The organism is Pseudomonas sp. K5002 (assembly GCF_013386655.1).
Lineage (GTDB): Bacteria > Pseudomonadota > Gammaproteobacteria > Pseudomonadales > Pseudomonadaceae > Aquipseudomonas.
Map to the genome: position 1 here is coordinate 1 of NZ_JACARK010000402.1, position 6,231 is coordinate 6,231.

A 6,231-nucleotide genomic window follows, 5' to 3' on the forward strand; every position below is an offset into this window, starting at 1 on the left:
GCACGCTGTGCCAGCCACGCGCGGCGCTCCACAACTGCCAGCCATCCTCGTCGCGACGCAGGCCACGGATCGACGAACGGTGAGTCAGCAGGATATGACGCGGCAATACCCAACCGGCATGGGCCAGGCACAACAAGGCGCCAAAGGCTCCGAACCACGGGGACACATCGAGAAACCACAGCGCACCCAGTGCGAACGCCTGGGCGAAAAGATAAGCCGCCAGCAACTGCCCGGAGGCGTGCCAGCGGCATTCGAACGTATTACTTGGGCTGGACACGATCCAGAATCATCCGAACCATGCGCTGCAGCTCCGGGTCTTCCGATTCGGCGCGTTCCATGAACCAGCCGAACATGTCCTGATCCTCGCATTCCAGCAGCTTGCGGTAGCAGTCGCGGTCGACGTCGTTGAGGTGCGGATAGACCTCCCTGACGAACGGTACCAGCAACACGTCCAGTTCAAGCATGCCGCGGCGGCTGTGCCAGTAGAGGCGATTGAGTTCTACATCTTCGACCATGGAGCGCTCCTCAAATAGAGCGCAAGTATACAGGCCGAAGCTGCCTGGAACAGTCGGCTTTGGTCGGCCATACGGAAACTATCCATTTGCCGGGCGCCCCTCTATGATGCACTCATGACTTTTTAACCTGCGATGACCCATGGCTGACTCTGCTTTTTTCTGCCCCCTGTCCCACGAAGGCGTTCTCGCCGTCCGCGGTTCCGACGCTGCCAAGTTCCTCCAGGGACAACTGACCTGCAACCTCAACTACCTGAGTGACACCCAGGCCAGCCTGGGCGCGCGCTGCACCCAGAAAGGGCGCATGCAGTCGAGCTTCCGCATCCTGCTGCAAGGCGATGGCGTGTTGCTGGCCATGGCCACCGAACTGCTGGAGCCACAACTGGCGGACCTGAAAAAGTACGCCGTGTTCTCCAAATCCAAACTCACCGACGAAAGCGCTGCCTGGGCGCGTTTCGGTGTGTCGGATGCCGATCAGGTACTGGCCGGCCTCGGCCTCCAACTACCCGCCGAGACCGACAGCGTGGTGCGCAGCGACGACCTGATCGCCATCCGCGTATCGCCGGGCCGTGCCGAACTCTGGGCCCCCGCCGCCCAAGCTCAAACCCTGCACAGCCAACTCGCCGCACAATTGCACGAAGGTGAACTGAACCAATGGCTGCTGGGCCAGATCCGTGCCGGTATCGGCCAGGTCATGCCCCAGACCCGCGAACTGTTCATCCCGCAGATGCTCAACCTGCAAGCCGTCGGCGGCGTCAGCTTCAAGAAAGGCTGCTACACCGGCCAGGAAATCGTCGCGCGCATGCAGTATTTGGGCAAACTCAAGCGTCGCCTGTATCGCCTGAGCCTGAATGCCGGCGAGCTGCCTGAGCCCGGCACCCCACTGTTTTCCCCGAATCACAACAGCGCCATCGGCGAGGTGGTGCTTGCCGCCCGTGCCGATCAGGCGATTGAACTTCTAGCGGTGCTGCAAGCCGAAGCAGCAGAGAGTGGCGATGTGCATGTAGGCACGCTGGAAGGCCCGGGCCTTCAGCTGCTCGACCTGCCCTACCAGCTGGACCGTGATCGCGAGATCCAGCGCTGATCGTCGTACCTTTTTGCTACACCCTAGAGATCTTGAATGAACAAGCTGGCGGAAAAAGTCCAACAGGCGTTGGTTGTGGCCATCGATAACGATGACCTGGTTCTGCCAACGCTGCCGGAAGTGGCCCTGAACATTCGCCAGGCCGCCGAAGACCCGGACATCAGCATCAGCCACCTGAGCAAAGTGATCGGCCGTGACACTGCCTTGTCGGCACGGCTGATCAAAGTGGTCAACAGCCCGCTGTTGCGCGCGACCCAGGAAGTCACCGACCTGCACACCGCCATCACCCGCCTGGGCACCAACTACAGCAGCAACCTGGCGATCGGCCTGGTGATGGAACAGATCTTCCACGCCCGTTCCGAAGTGGTCGAACAGAAGATGCGCGATGTCTGGCGGCGCAGCCTGGAAGTGGCCGGCGTGAGCTATGCGTTGTGCCGCAACCACAGCCAGTTGAAGCCTGACCAGGCGGCGCTGGGTGGGCTGGTGCACCAGATTGGCGTGCTACCGATCCTGACCTTCGCCGAAGATCACTATGAACTGCTGTCCGATCCGGTCAGCCTCGATCACGTGATTGAAAGCATCCACCCGTTGCTGGGGGACAAGCTGCTGCGGCGCTGGGACTTCCCGGAAATGCTGGTGAACCTGCCGGCGCAGTACATGAACCTTGAGCGCGACTCCGAGCGCCTGGACTATATCGACCTGGTGCAGGTCGCCGTGTTGTATTGCCACCGCGACACTGACCACCCGCTGGCCAGCGTGCCGATATTGACGGTACCTGCGATCAAGAAACTGCGACTCGACCCCTACAGCGACACCTTGCGCGCCGAGCTGGATGAAGCACGGTCGATGTTCTACTGATTACCCCGCGATAAAACTGACCCGCACTTTCAACCCCGCCAACTCTCCGTCATGCAAGCTGATCTGCGCCAGGTGTGCCCGGCAGATCTCGCCAACAATCGCCAACCCCAAGCCCGCCCCCAAGCCCTGCTGGCTGCGCCGATAGAAGCGCTCGAACACTCGGTCCCGCTCATCCAGCGGGATACCCGGGCCGTCATCTTCCACCTCAAGTACCGCCGGCGCCGTGACCCGCAGGATCACGTTGCCGCCTGGGGGCGTGTGGGCCAGGGCGTTGTCCACCAGGTTGCTCAACAACTCGTTCAACAAGGTGGGCTCGCCCCGCAGCCACACCGGTTCATCCGCCTCCAGCGCCAGGGCCACGCCACGCGCATGGGCCAGCGGCGCCATGGCCATGCCCAGCTCACGAGCCAACTGGCTCAGGTCCAGCAACTGGGCCCCGCCTTCGGCAATCGCCCGGGCGCCGTTTTCGATGCGCGCCAGCGAGAGCAATTGATTGGCCAGGTGAGTCAGGCGATCAGTGCCCTGGGCTGCGGTTTCCAGGGTGGTGCGCCAGGTAGCCGGGTCTTCGGCACGCAGGCCAAGCTCCAAGCGTGCCTTGAGCGCTGCCAACGGAGTGCGCAGCTCATGGGCGGCATCGGCAATAAACTGTGCCTGGCGCTCGAACTGCCCGCGCAGGCGTTCGGTGAAATGGTTGAGTGCATGTACCAGCGGGCCCAATTCATGCTGCACCTCCACCAGCGGCAAAGGCCGCAGGTCATCGGGCTGACGCTCTTCCACGGCCGTGCGCAAGCGCTCCAACGGCCGCAGCGCCGCACTCACGGCAAAGAACACCAACAACAATGCACCGATGGCCAGCATCCCCAGGCGCAGCAAGGTATCGGCCATCAGGCTGCGCGCCATCGCCACCCGCGCTTCGTCGGTTTCGGCCACGCGGATTTCCGCCATGCCGTTCATGTTCGGTTCGGAGACTGCCTTGAGCAGGCTGACCACTCTCACGTTCTGGCCTTGATACCTGGCGTTATAAAAGCGCGCCAGCGCCGGATAGTCATCGGTGCGTGGAGTACCCGGCGGCGGGCCTGGCAGGTTTTCGTAGCCGGAAATCAGCTTCTGGTGAATATCGTTGACCTGGTAGTAGATTCGCCCGGCGCTGTCGTAGGCGAACGTATCCAGGGCGACGTAGGGCACATCGGCACTCAAGGTGCCGTCGCGGTGGGACAGGCCGGCCGCAATGGTCCGCGCCGAGGCCAACAGCGTGCGGTCGTAAGCCGTGTCCGCCGCCTCGCGCCCATTCCAGTAAGCGCTCAAGCCGCTGGCAATCATCAACACCACCAGCAACAGCGCCAGGTTCCACAGCAGGCGCCAGCGCAGGCTGCTGGGCTTATGCATCGCGGGCTTCCAGCAGGTACCCCAGGCCACGGAAGGTGACGATGGCCACAGGCTGGCCATCGAGTTTCTTGCGCAGGCGGTGCACGTAGATTTCGATGGCATCGGGGCTGGCCTCTTCATCCAGGCCAAACACCTGGGAAGCCAGTTGCTCCTTGCTCATGACCCGGCCCGGGCGCGCGATCAGCGCCTCAAGCACCGCCTGCTCGCGGGAGGTCAGGGTCAGCAGTTCACCACCCAGGGTGAAGCGCCGCGTATCCAGGTCGTAAATCAGCACGCCACACGCCTGTTGCCGCTCACCGCCCAGCACGCTACGGCGCAGCAGCGCCTTGACCCGGGCTTCCAGCTCCGTCAGTTCGAACGGCTTGGCCAGGTAGTCATCCGCGCCCAGGTTGAGGCCATGCACGCGGTCCTTCACATCGCTGCGTGCGGTCAACATCAACACCGGCAGATTTTTTCCACGGGCCCGCAGGCGCGCCAATACTTCGAAACCGTCCATGCGCGGCAGGCCCACATCGAGAATCGCCACCGCGTATTCCTCGCTGCTCAAGGCCAGGTCCGCCGCCACTCCATCGTGCAACACGTCGACGGTCAAACCCGTGCTCTTGAGCGCCTGGGCGACACTTTCGGCTAGCTGCAGATGGTCTTCGACCAGAAGGACACGCATGGGTTTTTACCTCGTTCGGGGGTGGTCGGCGCCACGCTTTGCCGGGGAGTTTACAGGCGCGGCCTGCGCTGTGAAGCCCGAAAACATTGAAAGGCGACTGAAAGGTTAGTGAAAGCTTCGCCCTTTAGCATCCAGCCACGGTGGGTTTCGCCTGCCGAGCTATTTCACCCATAGCGCCCGAAAAACGCCTCGAAGCGTTTTCGCCAAAATAAGAACAATAACGGAGTACACCCACGATGCTGCGCACACAGCCGCCTGCTCGTTCTTCTCGTATCACCCAGACCGCCCTTGCCAGTGCCGCCGCCCTCGCCGGCTTTTCGCCCGCAGGCCAGGCCGCCTTTTTCGAGGACAGCACCGCCACCCTCGAAACCCGCAACATGTACTTCAACCGCGACTTTCGCGACGGCACCAGCGCACAGCAATCCAAGCGCGACGAGTGGGCCCAGGGCTTCATGCTCAACCTGCAGTCGGGCTATACCGACGGTACCGTCGGCTTCGGCGTGGATGCGCTGGGCATGCTCGGGGTCAAGCTCGACTCCAGCCCCGACCGCACCGGCACCGGGCTGTTGCCGACCCACGACGACGGCCGCGCCGCCAACGAATATTCCAAACTCGGCCTGACCGGCAAAGTGAAGATCTCCGCCACCGAGCTGAAGATCGGCGCGCTGATCCCCGAATTGCCGATCCTCAAGCCCAACGACGGGCGCATCTTGCCGCAGACGTTTGAAGGCGGCCTGCTCAGTTCCAGGGAATTCAAGAACCTGGTGTTCACCGGCGGCCGCCTGAACAAGGCCAAGGACCGCGACGACACCAACTACGAAGACATCGGCCTCAACAACAAGAACAGCCGCTTCCTCAGCGGCGCCACCGGCAAGCATTTCGACTTCGGCGGTGTGGACTACAAGTTCGCCGACAAGATCACCGGCAGCTACCACTTCGCCCAACTCGACGACGTGTACCGCCAGCATTTCCTCGGCCTCGTGGCCTCGCGCCCGATGGGCCCCGGCACCTTCGGCGCCGACCTGCGCCTGGCCGTCAGTGACGACACCGGTGCGGCGCGCGGCGGCAAGATCGACAACACCTCCCTCAACGGCCTCTTCAGCTATGCCCTCAATGGCCATAAGCTCAGCGCCGGTTACCAGCACATGTCCGGCGACAGCGCCTTTCCCTACGTGGACGGTAGCGATCCTTACCTTGTCAACTTCGTGCAGATCAACGACTTTGCCGGCGCCGAAGAACGCTCCTGGCAGGCCCGCTACGACTACGACTTCGCCAAGCTGGGGATTCCCGGCCTGAGTTTCATGAGCCGTTACCTGTCGGGTGACAACATCAAGCTCAAGAACGGCGAGACCGGCAAGGAGTGGGAACGCAACAGCGAGATCCGCTACGTGGTGCAAAGCGGCACGTTCAAGGACGTGGCCGTGCGTCTGCGCAATGCCACCTACCGTTCCAACTATTCGGCCCGTGATGCGGATGAAGTGCGCCTGCTGGTGAGCTACAGCGTCGCACTCTGGTAACAGCAACCTCATAACAACAATGATGGAGATGAACATGACCCTTTCACTGCGTAAATTTGCCCTGACGGCCAGCTGCATGCTGTTCGCCAGCCAACTGCTGGCCGCCGAGCCCAAGCGCCCGGAGTGCATCGCCCCGGCGTCCCCTGGCGGTGGTTTCGACCTGACCTGCAAACTGGCGCAGAGCGCGCTGGTCAACGAGAAACTGTTGAG

6 protein-coding genes and 2 pseudogenes are annotated in these 6,231 nt (G+C 62.5%); 4 read left to right on the top strand and 4 right to left on the bottom strand.

Features of this window, described 5'->3' with window-relative positions:
* Together HX846_RS18730 and HX846_RS18735 are read right to left on the bottom strand one after the other, a co-directional pair.
* A pseudogene (locus HX846_RS18730) lies at positions 1–277 on the bottom strand (hypothetical protein); the annotation flags it as partial.
* A complete protein-coding gene (locus HX846_RS18735; RefSeq protein WP_003212000.1) occupies positions 261–515 on the bottom strand; it encodes a succinate dehydrogenase assembly factor 2 in 255 nt (84 codons plus the stop codon). The pseudogene HX846_RS18730 and the gene HX846_RS18735, both read right to left, overlap by 17 nt.
* A 139-nt stretch (positions 516–654) precedes the next feature.
* Between HX846_RS18735 and HX846_RS18740 the strand changes: the two genes are divergently transcribed.
* On the top strand, positions 655–1,596 hold the full coding sequence (locus HX846_RS18740) for a folate-binding protein YgfZ (protein WP_177054967.1): 942 nt from the start codon (positions 655–657) through the stop codon (positions 1,594–1,596).
* A 36-nt stretch (positions 1,597–1,632) separates the two neighbouring features.
* Positions 1,633–2,454 carry an HDOD domain-containing protein gene (locus HX846_RS18745; RefSeq protein ID WP_003212004.1) on the top strand — a complete coding sequence of 274 codons (822 nt, stop codon included), beginning with the start codon at positions 1,633–1,635 and terminating at the stop codon, positions 2,452–2,454.
* Here HX846_RS18745 and HX846_RS18750 read toward each other — a convergent pair whose 3' ends face one another.
* Both HX846_RS18750 and HX846_RS18755 read right to left on the bottom strand, forming a co-directional pair.
* A complete protein-coding gene (locus HX846_RS18750; RefSeq protein ID WP_003212006.1) occupies positions 2,455–3,840 on the bottom strand; it encodes a sensor histidine kinase in 1,386 nt (461 codons plus the stop codon).
* A complete protein-coding gene (locus HX846_RS18755; RefSeq protein ID WP_003212008.1) occupies positions 3,833–4,504 on the bottom strand; it encodes a response regulator in 672 nt (223 codons plus the stop codon). The genes HX846_RS18750 and HX846_RS18755 overlap by 8 nt, the downstream gene beginning before the upstream one ends.
* A gap of 236 nt (positions 4,505–4,740) precedes the next feature.
* Between HX846_RS18755 and HX846_RS18760 the strand changes: the two genes are divergently transcribed.
* Complete coding sequence (locus tag HX846_RS18760) at positions 4,741–6,021, top strand: OprD family porin (RefSeq protein WP_008437839.1); 1,281 nt, start codon at positions 4,741–4,743, stop codon at positions 6,019–6,021.
* A 34-nt stretch (positions 6,022–6,055) separates the two neighbouring features.
* Positions 6,056–6,231, top strand: a pseudogene (locus tag HX846_RS18765) (tripartite tricarboxylate transporter substrate binding protein); the annotation flags it as partial.

Excerpts from the sequence above, each read along its gene's own strand:
- HX846_RS18750 (WP_003212006.1), bottom strand. The coding sequence starts at position 3,840 with ATGCATAAGCCCAGCAGCCTGCGCTGGCGCCTGCTGTGGAACCTGGCG.
- HX846_RS18735 (WP_003212000.1), bottom strand. The coding sequence starts at position 515 with ATGGTCGAAGATGTAGAACTCAATCGCCTCTACTGGCACAGCCGCCGC.
- HX846_RS18755 (WP_003212008.1), bottom strand. The coding sequence starts at position 4,504 with ATGCGTGTCCTTCTGGTCGAAGACCATCTGCAGCTAGCCGAAAGTGTC.
- HX846_RS18740 (WP_177054967.1), top strand. The coding sequence starts at position 655 with ATGGCTGACTCTGCTTTTTTCTGCCCCCTGTCCCACGAAGGCGTTCTC.
- HX846_RS18745 (WP_003212004.1), top strand. The coding sequence starts at position 1,633 with ATGAACAAGCTGGCGGAAAAAGTCCAACAGGCGTTGGTTGTGGCCATC.
- HX846_RS18760 (WP_008437839.1), top strand. The coding sequence starts at position 4,741 with ATGCTGCGCACACAGCCGCCTGCTCGTTCTTCTCGTATCACCCAGACC.